This is a genomic window from Staphylococcus sp. HMSC072E01, from assembly GCF_001814125.1.
Taxonomy (GTDB): Bacteria; Bacillota; Bacilli; order Staphylococcales; family Staphylococcaceae; genus Staphylococcus; species Staphylococcus hominis.
This window is the reverse complement of the sequence record NZ_KV814957.1, coordinates 13287-30563: the sequence shown is the minus strand read 5'-3', so window position 1 is coordinate 30563 and position 17277 is coordinate 13287. Positions and strand designations below refer to the sequence as shown.

The following is a 17277-nucleotide window of genomic DNA, read 5'->3' as shown; positions in this document are numbered from 1 at the left end:
TAAATCAATTTATACAATTAATTAATTCTATTTTTTCATAAATTTTATAAAAAGTTAATTTAATTTTTATACATCGTGAGTCAGTCATTGAGTAACACTCCGCACGACTAACTTTATACAAATACTTTAATAATATATCGTAAAATTTTGTATAAAATAAAAAAACTGTCAACAAAGCGATCACTTTGCTGACAGTTCAGGTTGCCTTAACCTTTAATAATCTTTATTTTATTTAGCACGATTAGACGTACCAAACTCTCTAATCTTGCCTTTTACTGTTTCTTTAATAGCTTCACGTGCTGGACCTAAGTATTTACGAGGATCGTAAACTTCTTTATCATTGTTCAATACATCTCTAACAGCTTTAGCTGAAGCAATTTGATTTTCAGTATTTACATTAATTTTTGCAGTACCATAAGGGATTGCTTTTTGAATATCTTTAGTTGGAATACCTGTACCACCATGTAAAACAAGTGGTAAGCCAGTTGATGCACCAATTTCTTCCATTTCTTTGAAGCCTAATTTAGGTTCGCCTTTATAAGGACCGTGTACTGAACCTAATGCTGGTGCTAAAGTATCAATACCAGTTCTTTCAACTAATTCTTGACATTCTTTAGGATCAGCATAGATGATACCGCCTACAACATCATCTTCTTGTCCACCGACTGTTCCTAATTCAGCTTCAACTGACACGCCATGTTGATGTGCATATTCTACTACTTTAGAAGTAATTTCAATATTTTCTTCAAATGGGCTATGTGAAGCATCAATCATTACTGAAGTAAATCCAGCATCAATAGCTTCTTTACATTTTTCAAAACTTGAACCATGATCTAGGTGGATAGCTACTGGTATAGTAATATTTAAATCATGCATTAAACCTTCTACCATTTTAACTACTGTATAAAAACCACTCATGTAACGTGCAGCACCTTCGGAAACACCTAAGATAACTGGCGCGTTCTCTTCTTGAGAAGCTTCTAAAATAGCTTGTGTAAATTCTAAGTTATTTAAGTTGTATTGGCCAACCGCATAACCATTTTCTTTCGCATCGATTAACATTTCTTTCATTGAAACTAATGGCATGAAAGTTCCTCCTTGTATCCAATTACATAAATTTTCAAAATTATTATAGCAGATAATATTTTTTATTGCATGCTTAATTTAAAAATAATTGATAACTTTTGAAGCTTCATTGCATAAAATATTATATTTCATTACAATACTAATGAAATGGAGGATAATCATGTCAAAGATACTACAAACACAATTAACGGGTATATTCAATCGTTTAGAAGACCAGGCGTTAGATATACAAATGGCTGCTCAATGTTTAATCCAAGCTATTGGTGGAGAAGGGTATGTATATATTAATGGTTATGGAGACTTAAAATTTTTTGAAACTTTTATATTAGACAGTGATGAAAAATTAAATTCTAGTAAAAAATTGAGTGAATTAAACAGTTTAAATGATTTAGACACAACTGACCGTGTATTTTTATTCTCTCCTTTTTATACCAAGGAAGTTGCTCAAGATGTTCAACAATTAATAGACAAAGATATTGATTTTGTATTAGTATGCAATCGTCCTAAACAAGAAGATTTCCCTGAACATCTTATGCATTTTGTAAACTTATCAACCCCGCGTCCAATCGTATATACTGAGGATTATGATAAAATTGTACAACCTCATACAATGGCGTTTAATTACATTTACTATGATATATATACACAAATGATTGAAATGACTAGAGACTTGGAATTATAAAATAACTTTATAATCATTAATACTTAACATGTACAGCCTTTAACTTCTATATAAATTGATATAAATGAAGCGGAATAGACTTTAAAAAGTAGTCTGTTCCGCTTCTATTTTGATATTTTAATTTTGTTGATGTTTATAAGCAGCTTCTACAAAAGCTTTGAAAATGGGTTGTGGCCTATTAGGTCTAGATAAGAATTCCGGATGGAATTGACAAGCAATGAAGAAATCATTTTCTGGAATTTCTACCATTTCCACTAAACGACCATCTGGACTAGTACCAGAAAAGACCATTCCTTTATCTTCTAATTGTTCTCTATAAGTATTATTAAATTCATAACGATGACGATGACGCTCTTCAATATTTGTTTCATTATAAATGTTATGCGCCAAAGTATGATCTTTAATAGTACATGGATAAAGACCTAAACGTAATGTGCCACCTAAATCTTCGATATCTTTTTGTTCAGGTAACAAATCAATAATTGGATATGGTGTATTTGGATCAAGTTCTGCTGAATGGGCATCTTTAAGGCCTACAACATTTCTTGCAAATTCGACAGTTGCTAATTGCATCCCTAAGCAAATACCAAAATAAGGTATATTATTTTCTCTTGCATATTTGATAGCTGAAATTTTACCTTCACTTGCTCTAAAACCAAAGCCACCAGGAACTAAAATTCCATCCACATCACTTAAGTAACTCTCTACATTTTCGTCTGTCACTTCACTTGAATCAATCCATTTTACTACAACATCTTTTTTCAATGGATAACCTGCATGTTTTAGTGATTCAACCACTGACAAGTATGCATCTTGTAAACTTACATATTTACCAACTAAGCCAATAGTAATTGTACCATCTAATGAATTAACGGTATCTAATAAATATTGCCATTCATCTAATTGTGTATCGTATTTAGCATCTAAATCTAATCGTTTAATTACAATATCGTCCATATTTTGAGCACTTAATTGTAATGGGATTTCATATAATGACGATGCATCTCTACATTCAATAACACTCTCTTTATCTATATCACAGAATAAAGCAATTTTATCTTTTAAATCTTGAGTCATTTCATATTCTGTTCGAACAACAATTAAGTCAGGTTGAATACCTAAACCACGTAATTCTTTTACACTATGTTGTGTTGGTTTAGTTTTCATTTCTCCAGCTGCTTTAATGTATGGAAGTAATGTACAATGAACATACATCACATTCTCACGACCAAGGTCACTTCTAATTTGGCGAATAGCTTCAATAAATGGAAGAGATTCAATATCACCTGTTGTGCCGCCGATTTCGGTAATGACTACATCCGCATTTGTACTTTCTCCAGCTAATAATAAGCGTTCTTTAATTTCATTTGTAATGTGTGGAATCACTTGAACTGTTCCACCTAAATAATCTCCACGACGTTCTTTTTTTAGCACATGTGAATATACTTTTCCCGCAGTGACATTAGAATATTTATTTAAATTGATATCTATAAAACGTTCATAATGTCCTAAGTCCAAGTCAGTTTCAGCGCCATCATCTGTAACAAATACCTCTCCATGTTGATAAGGACTCATTGTACCAGGATCAACATTTAAATATGGATCAAATTTTTGAATTGTTACTTTAAGTCCTCTGTCTTTTAACAATCTTCCTAGAGAAGCGGCTGTGATACCTTTACCTAAAGATGAAACTACTCCGCCGGTTACAAAGATAAATTTTGTCATTGTCTGACCTCCTAATTTATTAAGGGTTGCTTCCTTACTCTATCTCTACAAAATTTAAACATTTCCTAAAAATAAAAAAATCGCTCCCTCTCACATATTTGTAAGGGGAGCGTATAACATTTATACACGTGTCCTAATTAAAGGAGCCCGAATAAAATTTTAACATTTTTCATTCAAAAGTCAATTAAAACTAATATTTAGTCATTAAAATCTTCTGCATCTTCAAATGCCTCTTCTTCACCTTCAGCGATGTCGTCATCATCATCTTCTTCAATAACGATATCTGAATCGTCAATATCTTCTTCATTATCATCAGAATCATCTAATGTTTCTTGATCATCAGTTTGAGCTGGAATATCATCGTCATCATCCATTTCATCGTCGCCAAGTAACTTAAGATTTTCATCTTCTTCATCATCGTCATCAAGAATATCAAATTTTTGAATTGTTGGTGCAATTTTTTCTTCAATATCATCTACTGAATACCAATCACGTAATCCCCATTGATTTTCACCAACGTTTAAGAAACGTCCATCTGTATTTAAATCAGTATAAAATTGTACAATACGGTTTTCAATTTCATCATATTCATAATTACCAAGGCTTTTAAATTCATCAATAATATCGTAGAGATTCATTGTTGACCCTTTATCGTGTAATAAAGTATAAGCCATATCGATAAATGATTTTTCATCAACCATTTCTTTAGTATAATCTTGAATTTTCATTATAACTAAACTTCCTTTCAAAGGATTTTATTATCTTTATATTGCTTTTATTAATAGTAACAAAGATAAATTATAAATGACATTTTATGATTTCGCAATTGCTATTCAATTAGTAATTAATATATTTTTTGAAAATAACTAAGTCATCTGATTGATCTGTCTCAACAAAGCCGCTACTAATACATAATGGCTTAAGTTCATTATTTTCTCCAAATAATGTAATACCTATACTTCTTATTTCTTTAAAATGTTTGCGTACATATGTAGGGAGTTGTCTTAAAGCACTCCCAGCAATACCCTCTTTTCTTTGATCTTTATATACTTCTATTGCGGCGATTTTTAGATGGGTATCTAGATGTTCGAGTGCAATAAATCCAACTTTTTGATCATCTTTTAATAAATTAATGATTTGATACATGGCAATATTTGAATCTTTATTCTCAACTAATTTCAATGACGATACATGCTTAGAATCCAAATCTAAATAGTATAAACGTTCTTTACCGATGGGTCCTTCTTCCTTAGTAGCTGTATGCATGAATCCAGCACGTTCATATACATTCCAGGCCCCTTCATTTTCAGTATCAACAACTAAATATAAATGATTGAAATCTGGAAACAATGCTTGAACATATTGAGGTAAATACATCATCATAGTTGTACCATAGCCTTGTCCTTGAAACGTTTCATTAATAGACAATGATCGAACATAAACGACATGCTCAGGTGTATCATATCCTTCATGTTGATAATATTGATGAAGTACGAAGAATCCTACTACATCTCCATATTCATTAATGGCAATATTAGGCACTCGATTTTCATCATTTAAAGCATCTTCTAATACAGATTTAGGTAATGATGAATAAATTTGTTGTCGTTCACTTAATTCAAAGTTTAGGACATCATCGCGATATTGTTCTTCAAATTCCTGAATTGTAATGTTTTCAAATTGCTTTACTATACTCATAAAATTAGCCCCTATATCATAAAGTTGTTTTAATAATATCATATATAACCTTTAAATCTTATAAAATGATCTATTTACTCTAATATTTACCATTTATTTTATAATATTGTAAAATAATTGCAATTCGTCAAAATTATTATAGTATTAACTTGTTATATATTAATTTTAGAGGTGAAAAAAATGAGAGTAGGTATCGATGCCGGCGGTACATTAATTAAAATAGCAATGGAAGATGATACACACCGTACATTGTCAACTGAATTAACAACAGATATAAATAAAGTCATTCAATGGTTAAACCAAAATGAATGCGAAAAAATCAATTTAACAGGGGGTAACGCAGGCGTTATTGCTGAAAACATCAAACAATCATCCCAAATATTTGTTGAGTTTGATGCTGCTTCAAGGGGATTAGGTATTTTACTTAAGGAGCAAGGCCATCATATTAATCAATACATATTTGCAAATATAGGTACTGGTACATCTTTACATTATTATAACGGTCACCATCAAGAACGTGTAGGTGGAATTGGTACTGGTGGCGGAATGATTCGAGGTTTAGGTTATTTATTGACTGAAATATCTGATTATGAAACACTTACAAATCTCGCTCAATCTGGAAATAGAGATATTATCGATTTAAAAGTTAAACATATATATAAAGATTCTGAACCACCTATTCCTGGTGAACTCACTGCTGCAAACTTTGGCAATGTACTAAATAATATGAATGAACATGTTACTAACTCAGATAAATTAGCATCTGTAGTAGGTGTCGTTGGAGAAGTGATTACAACGATGGCGATTACAGTAGCTCGTGAATATCAAACAAAAAATGTTGTTTATATTGGGTCTTCTTTTAATAATAATCCTTTACTACGAAAAGTTATTGAGGATTATACTGTCTTACGAGGATGCCATCCTTTTTACATTGAAAATGGTGCATTTTCAGGTGCAATCGGTGTTCTTCATTTAAGCTAATTCAAACCAAAAATATCAACATAAAAATCCCAATAGATCTCTTAAAAAAGAAACCTATTGGGATTTGATTTAAAATGATAATTCATTAGATACTTTTTGTGGAGAAACAATGGTACCTACGACTCCAGGTTTTAAGTCTACTGCAACAGCTTGGTCATTATCTCTTAATTTATCAAGCCATTCACTAAATACACTACCTTCGATTTCGATTAAATCACATTCTTCAAAATCTTTATCACGAACTTTTCGTGCCCGATTTTTAATACTCCATACAGGCATAATATTAGGTTTTTGATTTTCTTTATCACTAATAAGAATAAATCTTTTTTCCCCTTTACGTGTTAAACCAAAAACATGATTTTCTTTTGAAATATCTTTTGCAAATTCTTTAAGACGAATTTTATCTAATTCAGACATGAGTTCATCCATCATGTCTACAACTTTGACAATATGTCCCTCTTCTTTACTTGAAGTATTGATTAAAATTTTATCACTTTCATCAAACAATTCATCCATATCATACGTAACGAACGTATCAATATCAATATTTAATAGTCGATCAAATTGAATGTCTGAGTGATTTAAATACTCTTTTGCGATGTCTTCATTCGTCCACATCCCTGTATAATCACCATCTTCATGATGAATACGAATTAATTTTTTATTTTTACTAGCCAAAATAATGACTTCATTAATTAATATCTCTTTGAAATAGTCATTATGCTTATATTCCATTGCAAACCCTCTCTCTTAATATACTAATTAAATGTTAAATTATATTAAAATTAACGTCAAACATCCATATTCTTTTTTATAATTAATTTAACCTATACTCTAACTTAATTAGTATCATCAAGTTCACTAATAAATGCTTGTTCTAATTGTTCAACTTCTTCTTTAGAATCAGCATTCCATATACATCCAAAGCGAGATTTCACTTCATCTTTACCAAACCAATCACCGTCATAATACGAAAGAGGATAAAGCACGCCTTGTTTAACATATTTTAAAATAACATTGAAGAAACGAGTATTATCTCCTCTTGAAAAATAACTATAAAATTTTTGATAGTTAGGGTTTAATTCATCTTGTAATAGTAACATGCTTGTCGAACCATTTTGTCTAAAATTCAAATCTATAGCAAATACATTATCATTTTCATCTAATAATAAATCAAATCCTGCCACACCAATAAAGCCTAAGTTCACTCCATTTTGCATAATTTCACGACCAGCTTGAATCACTTTTTCTGGAACATCATGCACATTTTCATTTCCTGCGTATAAACCATATTTATCGGTAATTTGATGGGCAGTACCTAGATAAGTGATACCTATTTCTTTAGAATATGCAAATTGGACACAATAATTTTTAACTGCTTCTATTTTTTGTTCAATGATTAAATTATCGGTAGCATGGGCCGCTTCAAATATTCGTTGAGTTGCTTTTTCTAAGTCTTCGTCGTTATAGCAAATCATTACGCCATAGCCACCTGCAGTTGGTAATTCATCTCCTGGCTTAATTACCAAAGGATAATTCCAATCTTTGATACGACCTTTGAAGTCTCTAATTGACACAATTTCACGATCCGGTAAATATTTATGATGTGTCCATTCAGGAATACGTGATTTATTATTTAAAGCTACAAAAACGTCTTTATCAATGGCATACGCTTCGTCATCTACTATGTCATTGTTTTCGATATATTGAAAATATATCTTTTTTCCTTCTTTATTGATAATCTCTTGTAACAAGCGTTCATACGTTTCACGATTTCTAAATGTATAAAGATGCTCCGGTATTTTTTTACCAATAAGATCAAATAGTTGTTGTAACTTATCTGTAATACTCGCTTCGTGTACAACAATCGGCATATCCTTAGCAATAATCATTTCACGACCAGTCAAAAAATTAGACTGATGTTCTTCTGTTGTGAGCCAAGGATTCAATGCATAAGAAGGCCTTGAATTATATACAATATTTTCATCATACAAATCACTTAACGTTAACTTTAGAACACTATATTCATTTTTCATTTATTTACCCCTTTATTTGAGAATGTTGCTCTACAACCTCATCAAACAGTTTTTTATTTTCAATTAATTCTAGTCCCATAAGAGCAATAATTTTTGCGCCTCGTATCAAAGCTTGATCCCCATGAACACTTGCAGCTGCTTCTCTAAAACGGTGTGTATGACCTACTAAATTTCTTGAGCCAATTTTAACATGTGGATGAATCGTAGGAACTATATGACTAACATTTCCTGTATCTGTCGAACCAAAACCAAAATCATCATAACTTACTTCTTCGCCAACTTCTATGGCGTATTTTTCAAATAATTCGTCTAGTTTAGGTGTTTTTATAAATTCATTTACACCATTTTGAATAGGACCAAATTCATAGTCACAACCCGTTTGGATGGCTGCACCCCTTGCAATTTGATTAACACGTTCTGTTAAAATATCAAGTTCTTTTCTAGTAGTGGCACGTGTATAAAATCTTGCATGCGTATAATCAGGTATAATATTAGCAGCTTTACCTCCATCTAAAATCACACCGTGTACACGATGACTCTTCTTAATCTGTTGACGTAATTGAGCTACACCATTGAAATAAGAAATCATCGCATCTAATGCATTTAAAGCCTCATCCGCATTTTCTGAAGCGTGGGCGCTTTTACCATAAAATTTAATATCAAGCACATCAACGGCTAATGTATTTATCGTTGGATATGTTTCATTTCCAGGATGAATCATAAGTGCAATGTCAATATCATCAATCACACCGGCTTTTACATATGAAGCTTTCGCACTTCCATTTTCTCCACCTTCTTCGGCAGGACATCCTAATACAACTACTTTTCCACCAATATGGTCGATAACTTGTTTAAGTGCGACTCCTGCTAATACACTTGCTGTCCCAATGATATTGTGACCACACGCGTGACCTAAACCAGGTAAAGCGTCATATTCAGCTAAATATCCTATAGTTGGTCCTTCTTTTTCAGACTGGTAAGTTGCAATAAAACCAGTAGCATGTCCGGCAATATCTGTTTCTATCTCAAACTCATTTGCTCTTAATTGATCAATCAATGTTCTTGATGCAAATATCTCTTCATTGCCTAACTCAGGACGCTCGTGTATACGATGGCTTATTTCGACATAATCGTACTTTTTATTCTCTATATAGTCTAATATCTCTTGTTTACTACTCATCAATTTATACTCCTTTTATACACGAATATTAATATCTATATTTATTTAGACATCAAGTCAATCAATTTCTTGATGTATCTTTAAATTTAATTATTACTTATTTTATCGGATTTACTATAGATTGTCATCACATTCATTTGAATTTACAAAATTTTCTTACAATAATTATTTGAATCACTTAATTAAGAAAATTGTAAATGATTGGCACTCTTGTTACAATCATATTATTCAAACAATGTATTTATAGGAGGAAATAAATATGACTAAAATGAACGTTGAAAGTTTTAATCTTGACCATACAAAAGTAGTTGCTCCATATATTCGCTTAGCAGGCACAATGGAAGGGATTAATGGAGACGTTATCAAAAAATATGATTTACGTTTTAAACAACCAAATAAAGCGCATATGGATATGCCAGCGCTACATTCATTAGAACATTTAATGGCTGAACATATCAGAAATCATTCTGATAAAGTTGTAGATTTAAGTCCTATGGGTTGTCAAACTGGTTTTTATGTTTCATTTATTGATCACGATGACTACGAAGATGTATTAAATATTATTGAAAAAACTTTAAATGATGTGTTAGAAGCTACAGAAGTTCCTGCTTGCAATGAAGTTCAATGCGGTTGGGCTGCTAGTCATTCTCTTGAAGGTGCTAAAGCACTCGCAAAAGAATTCTTAGATAAACGTAATCAATGGGACGACGTTTTTGGTGAAGGCAAATAATTAATCATTAAATAAACCATACCCTATCTAAATACTTTAGATAGGGTATGGTTTATTTAAGTTTTATTATAATTTTTTTATGATAGCTATTAAAATGAATTGAAGTGGTAATCTTAAGTATAATGCCCACTTAGGAACAGATTTATTTCCTAATGGTAATTGCTTTCTTGCCATGTAAATGTTTGCTGGTAAAACTGCAAGTAAAAATGCATTAATACCTTTTTTCAACCAATCCGCAGGTCTTTTAGCTAATAACATAACTCCAAAGAACATTTCAAATACACCTGTCACTAAAACTGCTGTTTTTCGTAATGGTAAATACTCCGGTACAATTGATCTAAATTGACGTTCATTTGTAAAATGTAGTATTCCTGCTGATCCAAATGCTAAACCTAGCAAATATCTCATTATTTTCATAATTATTCAACTCCCATTTCTTTTAAATAACTTTTTCCGTATTTTGGCAATTCAACATTGAAATTATCTGCTATTGTTGCACCAATAGAACTAAATGTTGTATCTCCTGATAATTCATGATATGCATCTATTTTAGGGCTAAACATAAGCACTGGAATATATTCTCGCGTATGGTCAGTACCCTCTGCAATTGGATCATTACCATGATCTGCCGTAATAATAACTAAATCATCTTCTTGTAAATGATCAATTAATTCTGGTAAGCGTTCGTCAAAATCTTTAATGGCTTGTGCATAACCGTCTTTGTCTCTGCGGTGACCATATAACGCATCAAAATCCACTAAATTCAAGAAGCTGATACCATTAAAGTCCTTTTTAACGACATTAATGAGCTGATCCATGCCATCCATATTATTTTTAGTTCTTATTGCTTCTGTTACACCTTCACCGTCATAAATGTCATTAATTTTACCAATTGCAATAACATCATAGTCATGATCTTTTAATGTGTTCATTACTGTTTTACCAAATGGTTTAAGTGCATAATCATGACGATTAGACGTGCGTGTAAAGTTTCCTGGTTCACCTACATATGGGCGTGCAATAACACGGCCAATTAAGTACTTAGGATCTTTAGTTAATTCACGAACCTTTTCGCAAATATCATACAATTCTTCAAGTGGGATAATATCTTCATGTGCAGCAATTTGAAGTACTGGGTCTGCACTAGTATAAACAATTAAATCTCCTGTCTTCATTTGATGTTCGCCTAATTCATCAATAATTGCAGTACCTGAAGCAGGTTTATTTGCTACAACTTTTCGACCTGTCATTGCTTCAATCTCTTGAATTAATTCATCAGGAAATCCATTTGGATAAACTTTAAATGGTTGCATGATATTTAGTCCCATAATTTCCCAATGTCCTGTCATCGTATCTTTTCCAACAGAAGCTTCACTTAATTTAGTATAAAAAGCACCTGGTTGTTCAACTTTATTGACCACTGGCAAATCTTCAATATTACCTAATCCTAATTTTTCTAAATTAGGTAATGATTGGTTAAAACCTTCTAACGTGTGTTTTAATGTGTGTGAACCTTCATCATTAAAAGCTGCAGCATCAGGTGCTTCACCAATACCTACTGAATCCATGACAATTAAATGCACTCTTTTAAATGGGGTCGTCATATTTAACACTCCTACTCTGTAATTATTTTATGAATTAATGTTGGTGTTTTTGCTTGCGCTTTAATTTCGATACTTTCGTCAAGTTTCTTAATTACATCATCAACATTTTCACGATTACTGTGAATCGTTAATAAAGACTCTCCTACATTGACTTTGTCTCCTACTTTCTTATTCAACACAATGCCAACACTTAAATCTATGTCATCGTCTTTCGTTTGTCTTCCCGCACCTAACATCATTGAAGCAACTCCAATTTCATTAGCAATAAGCTCTGAAACTACACCACTTGATTTTGCTTTATAATCAATTTGATATTTGGCAGTCGGTAATAACTCCGGTGAATTGACAACTGAAGCATCTCCACCTTGATTTTCTAAAAATGTTTTGAATTTATCTAATGCTGAACCATTTTCAATGGCTTCATTGAGCAATTGACGCGCCTCTTCAAGTGTATTTGCTCTTTCAGCAAGTACGACCATTTGTGAACCAAGCGTTAACACTAGTTCAGTTAAATCTTCAGGTCCCTGACCATTTAAGGTATCAATCGCTTCTTTTAATTCTAAAGCATTCCCAATCGCACGACCAAGTGGTTGGCTCATATCTGAAATAATAGCCATTGTATTTCTACCAACATTATTTCCTATGCTAACCATAGCATGTGCTAAAGCCTCGGCGTCTTCTAATGTTTTCATGAATGCACCATTTCCAGTTTTAACATCTAGGACGATTGCATCAGCACCCGCGGCAATTTTCTTACTCATGATAGAAGATGCGATTAGAGGAATAGAGTTAACTGTTCCTGTAACATCTCTTAATGCGTATAGTTTCTTATCTGCAGGTGTTAAATTGCCTGTTTGTCCAATCACTGCAACTTGATTTTCATTAACAAGTTTAATGAAGTCCGCTTCAGAGATTTCAACATGGAACCCATCAATAGATTCTAATTTATCAATCGTACCACCCGTATGTCCTAAACCACGGCCACTCATTTTGGCAACTGGCACTCCCACTGCAGCTACTAATGGTGCCAACACTAATGTCGTCGTATCTCCAACGCCACCAGTTGAGTGTTTATCTACTTTAATACCATTGATTTTTGATAAATCAATAACATCACCTGAATTAACCATTGCCATAGTTAAAGCTGCACGTTCTTCTTCATTCATATCTTGGAAAAAGATTGCCATCGCTAAACTAGAAGCTTGATAATCTGGGATATCTCCATTGGTATATCCTTCTATGAAAAATTCGATTTCTTCTTTAGTTAATGTCTGTCCATCACGTTTTTTTTCAATGATGTCTACCATTCTCATTGTGCTATCCCCTTTCTCGGTTGTTGCATTTCTAAATGATGTTAAAAAACATATTATTAATAATCAGAATTTGATTCTAAACCTTTGACAATTTGAACACCAGCACTTGCTCCAATACGTGTAGCACCTGCATTAAGCATTTTGTGAAAATCTTCAAGATTACGCACGCCACCTGAAGCTTTAACCTCTAATTCGTCTCCCACAGTGTCTTTCATTAATTTCACATCTTCTGGTGTAGCGCCTCCCCCAGCAAAGCCAGTTGATGTTTTAACGAAATCTGCACCAGCAGCTTTTGCTAGTTCACTTGCTTTCACTTTTTCATCGTCTGTTAAAAGAACAGTTTCAATAATAACTTTCACTATTTTTCCATTAGCTGCGCCAACTACGCCTTCAATATCTTTTTGAACATCTTCATATCTTTCATCTTTAAGTGCGCCTATATTGATAACCATATCAATTTCAGACGCGCCATTTTTAATCGCATCTTCTGTTTCAAAAATCTTTGTAGCGGTTGTTGTAGCTCCAAGTGGGAACCCAATCACTGTACATACGATTACGTCAGAATTCACAAGTTGTTCAGAAGCATACTTAACGTGGGTCGGATTGACGCAAATCGATTTAAAATGATACGCCTTAGCTTCAGAAATAATTTTATCAATCTGTTGACGTGTTGATTCTGGTTTTAAAAGTGTATGATCAATATATTTTGAATATTCCATAAAAATTTCCTCCAATGTATTGCTCGAAAGCCAACTATATTAACATAATTTATATGTTTCTCTCATTTATATAGTACAAAAATTCGCAAAAATTTTAAACAAATGTTATCTTTATTTTGAATAAAATGTTAAGGAGAAGATATTCATGACAAACGGTACACCTCATATTCAACCTAATGGAGCTAAAATTGCTAAAACAGTATTAATGCCTGGGGATCCATTACGCGCAAAATATATTGCTGATAATTTTTTAGAAAATGTTGAACAATTTAATGAAGTACGTAATATGTTTGGATACACTGGCACATATAAAGGTAAAGAGATCTCAGTAATGGGTTCAGGTATGGGTATTCCAAGTATTGGAATTTATTCGTATGAGCTTTATAATTTCTTTGATGTTGATACAATTATTCGAATTGGTTCATGTGGTGCATTACAAGAGAATGTGAATTTATATGATGTCATTATTGCTCAAGCTGCTTCAACTAATTCAAATTATGTAGATCAATTTAATATTCCTGGTCACTTTGCTCCAATTGCAGATTTTGAGTTAATTACTAAAGCTAAACAAGTTGCTGATAATATCGGGGCAGTTACACATGTTGGAAATATTTTATCATCAGATACGTTTTATAATGCCGATAAACATTTCAACGATAGTTGGAAGAACATGGGTATCTTAGGTATTGAAATGGAATCAGCTGGCTTATATCTAAATGCGATTCATGCTGGTAAAAAAGCATTAGGTATTTTTACTGTAAGTGATCATATCTTAAGAGATGAAGCTACATCACCTGAAGAACGTCAAACATCATTTACTCAAATGATGGAAATTGCTTTAGAAATCGCTGAATAATCACTTATCAATGTTAATATTAAAAGTTAAAAAAGCCATTGTAGACGTTTTATCGTCCACAATGGCTTTTTTTTAAAATAAAATGCTTAAACTAAATAAGATTTAAACATCCAATTATGTTTATCTACTGATGTTTGCATACCAATAAACATATCTTCTGAAACGTCGTCTCCTGCTTCACCTGCAACTTCAATTGCTTTTCCAAGTTGTTTAGAAATTTGAGTTAAATCTTCAGAGAAAGCTTTAACCATTTCTTCAGCAGTGTAATGTGTATCTGCTTCTTTTACAATTGAAAGTTCTAAACTTTCTTTTAATGTTGCTACTGGATTACCTCCAATTGCTAGAATACGTTCCGCTAAATCGTCTACATATTGACTAGCTTCATTGTATAATTCTTCAAATTTTTCATGTAATGAGAAGAAATTAGGACCTTTAACATACCAATGGAAGTTGTGTAATTTTGTATATGCTACTGTCCAGTTTGCTACTTGTTGATTTAATTCTTTTACTACATCTTGTTGCGTCATCGAATCTCTCCTTTTTTATACAATCATGTCTCTCTTTTACAATTATAATTATATTATAATAATTATAATCTGTAAAGTTATTTTACACACACAACTTGAAAACACTAATACTCATGAATAAATATATAGAATCATTATCAAAAGCTTTATAATATATAATTAAAAATTATATATATTATCAATTAAAAAATATTTTTCTCATTTATTGTCTATTATCATCAATAAAGAATGATTTTTCATATGCGTTGGGTTTATGCCAATGTGTTTTCCACATTTTATCTCTATTATTAGCAAATAGTCGATAACCTAAGTTTCTTATTGGTAATGGCGTTACTCTAAGTAATATACCTAACCATTTTTCACTACTTAATGTTGTGATTAATTTTGCTACTGCAGTAGACTCGTAATATAAATGATCTCCTTCTTGTAGTATCACACTATTTTTATTTTTAGCTTCAGGATGTTGTTCAAATAAATGTTGTCCCGCTTCTCCTTTTAAAGTCGCAAACTCATAGTTTTTAGGTAAACCATGTTGTATTAGCCAAATACAATAATTATAGCAATACACACAGTTTCCGTCGTAATAAACGATTGGCATGTTCCGTCACCTTCCTTTTTAACTTATTTAATATATTCCTTTTACAAGGACTCATTAAACACAAAAAAGTGGGTATAGAATTTATTTCAAATTCTATATCCACTTTAGCTCATTATACGTTAGGATGTTTTTTATCTAACTTATCTGTTATTATGCATCATGGTTCACTTTTACAATACGTGTATATTTTAAAAATTGTTGTGAATATTTATTTTTTATATCTTCTAACTTTTCGTATGTTACCCCAATAATATGCCAATTAGGATTAAAATGATAAAAAGAATCTTTTTCACGAGACCAAGTAATCATGTTACCGTCTTTATTATATCTAGGTAATGTAACTTCGTACCCTTCTAAAACATTAATATAAGTTTGAAATATATCTGGATCAAGTCTATTAAAGTTATCAATTACTAAGTAACTTTTGTCATTTTTAGGCATAAGTTGTGTAATAAAACCTTCTCTATAATATAAGGCACCTGTCTCATTAGGTAGATATCTGCCATATAACATATCTTCACTAAAGTCAGGGTGACCGCTAGTAATAACTGGATTAGCATTCGTTTTTTGTAAAAGATTATTGGCTGCTTTCAAACCTTCTTCACGTTTATCTACAACAAGTAAAATAAAAGGTTTAATTGTCTCATCATGATCTGTATTGAATCCTGGTTTTTTAATAGTCTCAAATGGTGTTCTAATCCCATCATTTTCACTCATTTCTATAATAGCATCGTATTGTGCTTGACTCATACTTGCTATTGCTTGCTTAGCATTTTCTTGTAAAAAGTATAAGTTTTTTAATTTAGGATGTTTATTTAGTGCGCCTAATGTAACAGGAGTGATATTCTTTTCATAATAAATCTCTATTGCAGTACTATTAGTACGACCAGGAATTGGAGGTTTTTCATGAATATGACGAGATACTTCACCAATTCCTACGACCGATTGATTACTATTCTTATCATAAAATATTAAATTATCCCCTACTTCTAATTGGTTATAAAAATGATAACCATTCCGTTTAATTCCATTATAAGTATGTGTAAAAATCGTATAATGTGTATCAGGTTCAAATTTTTCAGTTTCAGATAAGAAGAAATATCGAGGTAATTGAATGTTACCTTTTCCTAACTCAACGATTAATTGAAACTCCTCTTTTGTGAGCTGATTTATTAACGTTTCTCGCATATTATTCATTCGATAATCTAGCACTTCACTACGTTTTAAATAGTCAGTAGTTAAAGGCTTTAATTCTTCATTAAATTTAAATTCAACTCTAATTTTATTTTGTGCTCCTGTTTGAACACTAATAATTTCCCCAATTCCTAATAATCCAGTATCTGTTTGTACTTGATAAAAAATCACTTGATCGCCAATTTTAGCTTTTTTGAATGCTCGAAAACCCTGAGTAGGATTAAACTGTGCTCCAGACTCAAATAAAGTTGTTTGTCCAACTAATGGTTCATTGTGGTTCCATCTTGTATATCCACAATTTAACCAAAAGTAATTTACTTCTTCTGCCATCTAGAATCTCCTTCTTAC

The 17277-nt window shown here is 31.8% G+C and carries 18 protein-coding genes; 4 read left to right on the top strand and 14 right to left on the bottom strand.

What is annotated here, in order from left to right; all coding sequences use genetic code 11:
• Nucleotides 1-228 precede the first annotated feature (228 nt).
• A complete protein-coding gene (fdaB, locus tag HMPREF2953_RS00515; protein ID WP_002448638.1) occupies nt 229-1086 on the bottom strand; it encodes a class IIb fructose-bisphosphate aldolase FdaB in 858 nt (285 codons plus the stop codon).
• 160 nt (nt 1087-1246) lie between these two features.
• Here fdaB and HMPREF2953_RS00510 point away from each other — a divergent pair, with 160 nt between their 5' ends.
• Nucleotides 1247-1768, top strand: coding sequence for a DUF2529 domain-containing protein (locus HMPREF2953_RS00510; RefSeq protein WP_054105566.1), 522 nt, complete (start codon nt 1247-1249; stop codon nt 1766-1768).
• A gap of 117 nt (nt 1769-1885) precedes the next feature.
• Here HMPREF2953_RS00510 and HMPREF2953_RS00505 read toward each other — a convergent pair whose 3' ends face one another.
• The 3 genes from HMPREF2953_RS00505 to HMPREF2953_RS00495 form a co-directional block, all read right to left on the bottom strand.
• On the bottom strand, nt 1886-3493 hold the full coding sequence (locus tag HMPREF2953_RS00505) for a CTP synthase (RefSeq protein WP_049335518.1): 1608 nt from the start codon (nt 3491-3493) through the stop codon (nt 1886-1888).
• A 197-nt stretch (nt 3494-3690) separates the two neighbouring features.
• Nucleotides 3691-4221 carry a DNA-directed RNA polymerase subunit delta gene (gene rpoE, locus HMPREF2953_RS00500; protein ID WP_070671281.1) on the bottom strand — a complete coding sequence of 177 codons (531 nt, stop codon included), beginning with the start codon at nt 4219-4221 and terminating at the stop codon, nt 3691-3693.
• A gap of 109 nt (nt 4222-4330) precedes the next feature.
• Nucleotides 4331-5191, bottom strand: coding sequence for a GNAT family N-acetyltransferase (locus HMPREF2953_RS00495; RefSeq protein WP_070671279.1), 861 nt, complete (start codon nt 5189-5191; stop codon nt 4331-4333).
• A 180-nt stretch (nt 5192-5371) separates the two neighbouring features.
• On the opposite strand from HMPREF2953_RS00495, the gene coaW reads away from it, so the two are divergent.
• On the top strand, nt 5372-6172 hold the full coding sequence (gene coaW / locus HMPREF2953_RS00490; protein WP_070671278.1) for a type II pantothenate kinase: 801 nt from the start codon (nt 5372-5374) through the stop codon (nt 6170-6172).
• A gap of 69 nt (nt 6173-6241) precedes the next feature.
• Here the strand turns inward: coaW and HMPREF2953_RS00485 are convergent, their stop codons facing one another.
• From HMPREF2953_RS00485 to HMPREF2953_RS00475, 3 genes are all read right to left on the bottom strand, one after another.
• Nucleotides 6242-6907 (bottom strand): DUF2750 domain-containing protein, encoded by a 666-nt coding sequence (locus HMPREF2953_RS00485; protein ID WP_049335513.1) that lies wholly within the window; start codon nt 6905-6907, stop codon nt 6242-6244.
• 104 nt (nt 6908-7011) lie between these two features.
• Nucleotides 7012-8208: an L-aspartate--L-methionine ligase LdmS gene (locus HMPREF2953_RS00480; protein ID WP_070671275.1), complete on the bottom strand. Its 1197-nt coding sequence runs from the start codon at nt 8206-8208 to the stop codon at nt 7012-7014.
• Nucleotides 8209-8212: 4 nt separating this feature from the next.
• Nucleotides 8213-9388: a M20 family metallopeptidase gene (locus HMPREF2953_RS00475; RefSeq protein WP_002448654.1), complete on the bottom strand. Its 1176-nt coding sequence runs from the start codon at nt 9386-9388 to the stop codon at nt 8213-8215.
• A gap of 259 nt (nt 9389-9647) precedes the next feature.
• On the opposite strand from HMPREF2953_RS00475, the gene HMPREF2953_RS00470 reads away from it, so the two are divergent.
• Entirely contained in the window at nt 9648-10118 is a 471-nt protein-coding gene (locus HMPREF2953_RS00470) for an S-ribosylhomocysteine lyase (protein ID WP_048787794.1), read from the top strand.
• A 66-nt stretch (nt 10119-10184) separates the two neighbouring features.
• Here the strand turns inward: HMPREF2953_RS00470 and HMPREF2953_RS00465 are convergent, their stop codons facing one another.
• The 4 genes from HMPREF2953_RS00465 to deoC are packed head-to-tail and all read right to left on the bottom strand — an operon-like array spanning nt 10185 to nt 13754.
• Nucleotides 10185-10535, bottom strand: coding sequence for a DoxX family protein (locus HMPREF2953_RS00465; RefSeq protein ID WP_070671273.1), 351 nt, complete (start codon nt 10533-10535; stop codon nt 10185-10187).
• Nucleotides 10536-10537: 2 nt separating this feature from the next.
• The gene (gene deoB, locus HMPREF2953_RS00460; RefSeq protein ID WP_070671271.1) at nt 10538-11722 is read right to left on the bottom strand and encodes a phosphopentomutase; all 1185 of its coding nucleotides are present in this window, start codon (nt 11720-11722) and stop codon (nt 10538-10540) included.
• A gap of 11 nt (nt 11723-11733) precedes the next feature.
• On the bottom strand, nt 11734-13035 hold the full coding sequence (locus tag HMPREF2953_RS00455; protein WP_070671269.1) for a pyrimidine-nucleoside phosphorylase: 1302 nt from the start codon (nt 13033-13035) through the stop codon (nt 11734-11736).
• Between the two features lie 56 nt (nt 13036-13091).
• The gene (deoC, locus tag HMPREF2953_RS00450; RefSeq protein ID WP_049335506.1) at nt 13092-13754 is read right to left on the bottom strand and encodes a deoxyribose-phosphate aldolase; all 663 of its coding nucleotides are present in this window, start codon (nt 13752-13754) and stop codon (nt 13092-13094) included.
• A 145-nt stretch (nt 13755-13899) separates the two neighbouring features.
• On the opposite strand from deoC, the gene deoD reads away from it, so the two are divergent.
• On the top strand, nt 13900-14610 hold the full coding sequence (deoD, locus tag HMPREF2953_RS00445; RefSeq protein ID WP_049335505.1) for a purine-nucleoside phosphorylase: 711 nt from the start codon (nt 13900-13902) through the stop codon (nt 14608-14610).
• An 86-nt stretch (nt 14611-14696) separates the two neighbouring features.
• Here deoD and HMPREF2953_RS00440 read toward each other — a convergent pair whose 3' ends face one another.
• The 3 genes from HMPREF2953_RS00440 to HMPREF2953_RS00430 form a co-directional block, all read right to left on the bottom strand.
• Nucleotides 14697-15137, bottom strand: a complete 441-nt coding sequence (locus tag HMPREF2953_RS00440; protein ID WP_002448670.1) for a Dps family protein — start codon at nt 15135-15137, stop codon at nt 14697-14699.
• A gap of 202 nt (nt 15138-15339) precedes the next feature.
• A complete protein-coding gene (locus HMPREF2953_RS00435) occupies nt 15340-15735 on the bottom strand; it encodes a thiol-disulfide oxidoreductase DCC family protein (RefSeq protein ID WP_049335504.1) in 396 nt (131 codons plus the stop codon).
• 150 nt (nt 15736-15885) lie between these two features.
• Nucleotides 15886-17259, bottom strand: coding sequence for an EVE domain-containing protein (locus HMPREF2953_RS00430; protein ID WP_070671267.1), 1374 nt, complete (start codon nt 17257-17259; stop codon nt 15886-15888).
• Between the last annotated feature and the right edge of the window lie 18 nt (nt 17260-17277).

Excerpts from the sequence above, each read along its gene's own strand:
- HMPREF2953_RS00495 (WP_070671279.1), bottom strand. The coding sequence starts at position 5,191 with ATGAGTATAGTAAAGCAATTTGAAAACATTACAATTCAGGAATTTGAA.
- HMPREF2953_RS00430 (WP_070671267.1), bottom strand. The coding sequence starts at position 17,259 with ATGGCAGAAGAAGTAAATTACTTTTGGTTAAATTGTGGATATACAAGA.
- HMPREF2953_RS00465 (WP_070671273.1), bottom strand. The coding sequence starts at position 10,535 with ATGAAAATAATGAGATATTTGCTAGGTTTAGCATTTGGATCAGCAGGA.
- HMPREF2953_RS00510 (WP_054105566.1), top strand. The coding sequence starts at position 1,247 with ATGTCAAAGATACTACAAACACAATTAACGGGTATATTCAATCGTTTA.
- coaW (WP_070671278.1), top strand. The coding sequence starts at position 5,372 with ATGAGAGTAGGTATCGATGCCGGCGGTACATTAATTAAAATAGCAATG.
- HMPREF2953_RS00505 (WP_049335518.1), bottom strand. The coding sequence starts at position 3,493 with ATGACAAAATTTATCTTTGTAACCGGCGGAGTAGTTTCATCTTTAGGT.
- HMPREF2953_RS00485 (WP_049335513.1), bottom strand. The coding sequence starts at position 6,907 with ATGGAATATAAGCATAATGACTATTTCAAAGAGATATTAATTAATGAA.
- rpoE (WP_070671281.1), bottom strand. The coding sequence starts at position 4,221 with ATGAAAATTCAAGATTATACTAAAGAAATGGTTGATGAAAAATCATTT.
- HMPREF2953_RS00440 (WP_002448670.1), bottom strand. The coding sequence starts at position 15,137 with ATGACGCAACAAGATGTAGTAAAAGAATTAAATCAACAAGTAGCAAAC.
- fdaB (WP_002448638.1), bottom strand. The coding sequence starts at position 1,086 with ATGCCATTAGTTTCAATGAAAGAAATGTTAATCGATGCGAAAGAAAAT.
- HMPREF2953_RS00470 (WP_048787794.1), top strand. The coding sequence starts at position 9,648 with ATGACTAAAATGAACGTTGAAAGTTTTAATCTTGACCATACAAAAGTA.
- HMPREF2953_RS00455 (WP_070671269.1), bottom strand. The coding sequence starts at position 13,035 with ATGAGAATGGTAGACATCATTGAAAAAAAACGTGATGGACAGACATTA.
- deoB (WP_070671271.1), bottom strand. The coding sequence starts at position 11,722 with ATGACGACCCCATTTAAAAGAGTGCATTTAATTGTCATGGATTCAGTA.
- HMPREF2953_RS00475 (WP_002448654.1), bottom strand. The coding sequence starts at position 9,388 with ATGAGTAGTAAACAAGAGATATTAGACTATATAGAGAATAAAAAGTAC.
- deoD (WP_049335505.1), top strand. The coding sequence starts at position 13,900 with ATGACAAACGGTACACCTCATATTCAACCTAATGGAGCTAAAATTGCT.
- HMPREF2953_RS00480 (WP_070671275.1), bottom strand. The coding sequence starts at position 8,208 with ATGAAAAATGAATATAGTGTTCTAAAGTTAACGTTAAGTGATTTGTAT.
- HMPREF2953_RS00435 (WP_049335504.1), bottom strand. The coding sequence starts at position 15,735 with ATGCCAATCGTTTATTACGACGGAAACTGTGTGTATTGCTATAATTAT.
- deoC (WP_049335506.1), bottom strand. The coding sequence starts at position 13,754 with ATGGAATATTCAAAATATATTGATCATACACTTTTAAAACCAGAATCA.